This window comes from Methylobacterium sp. ME121 (assembly GCF_000974725.1).
Lineage (GTDB): Bacteria > Pseudomonadota > Alphaproteobacteria > Rhizobiales > Beijerinckiaceae > Methylobacterium > Methylobacterium radiotolerans.
The window spans coordinates 1-1,159 of the sequence record NZ_BBUX01000177.1; the positions used below are offsets into that span (position 1 = coordinate 1).

Annotated in this window: 1 protein-coding gene; it reads right to left on the reverse strand. The window is 67.6% G+C overall.

The features are described 5' to 3' along the window. Nucleotide 1: 1 nt before the first annotated feature. A partial coding sequence (gene tuf / locus ME121_RS32785; RefSeq protein ID WP_491892964.1) for an elongation factor Tu occupies nt 2-1,159 on the reverse strand: 1,158 nt, incomplete at its 5' end.

A 1,159-nucleotide genomic window follows, 5' to 3' on the forward strand; every position in this document is an offset into this window, starting at 1 on the left:
CTCAGTCGTTGATGGCGGCGACGACGCCGGCGCCGACGGTGCGGCCGCCCTCGCGGATGGCGAAGCGCAGCTTCTCCTCCATGGCCACCGGCACGATCAGCGCCACGTCCATGGTCACGTTGTCGCCCGGCATCACCATCTCGGTGCCCTCGGGGAGCGTGCAGATCCCGGTCACGTCCGTGGTCCGGAAGTAGAACTGCGGCCGGTAGTTGGTGAAGAACGGCGTGTGGCGCCCGCCCTCCTCCTTGGTCAGGATGTACGCCTCGGCCTTGAACTTCGAGTGCGGCTTCACCGAACCCGGCTTGCACACCACCTGGCCGCGCTCCACGTCCTCGCGCTTCGTGCCGCGCAGCAGCACGCCGACGTTGTCGCCCGCCTGGCCCTGGTCGAGCAGCTTGCGGAACATCTCGACGCCGGTCACCGTCGTCTTGGTGGTCGCCCGGATGCCGACGATCTCGACTTCCTCGCCCACCTTCACGATGCCGCGCTCGACGCGACCCGTCACCACCGTGCCGCGGCCCGAGATCGAGAACACGTCCTCGATCGGCATCAGGAACGGCATGTCGATCGGACGCTCCGGCTGCGGGATGTAGGCGTCCACGGTCGCCATCAGCGCCAGGACCGCCTCCTTGCCGATCTTCGGCTCCTTGTCCTCGAGCGCCATCAGCGCCGAGCCCTTGGTGATCGGGATGTCGTCGCCGGGGAAGTCGTACTTCGACAGCAGCTCGCGCACCTCGAGCTCGACCAGCTCCAGCAGCTCCTCGTCGTCGACCATGTCGACCTTGTTGAGGAACACCACCAGCGCCGGCACGCCGACCTGGCGGGCCAGCAGGATGTGCTCGCGGGTCTGCGGCATCGGGCCGTCGGCCGCCGACACAACCAGGATCGCGCCGTCCATCTGCGCCGCGCCCGTGATCATGTTCTTCACGTAGTCGGCGTGGCCGGGGCAGTCGACGTGCGCGTAGTGACGGTTCTGCGTCTCGTACTCCACGTGCGCCGTCGAGATCGTGATCCCGCGCGCCTTCTCCTCAGGCGCCTTGTCGATCTGGTCGTAGGCCGTGAACGTCGCCCCGCCCGTCTCGGCCAGAACCTTCGTGATCGCCGCCGTCAGAGACGTCTTGCCGTGATCGACGTGGCCGATCGTGCCAATGTTGCAGTG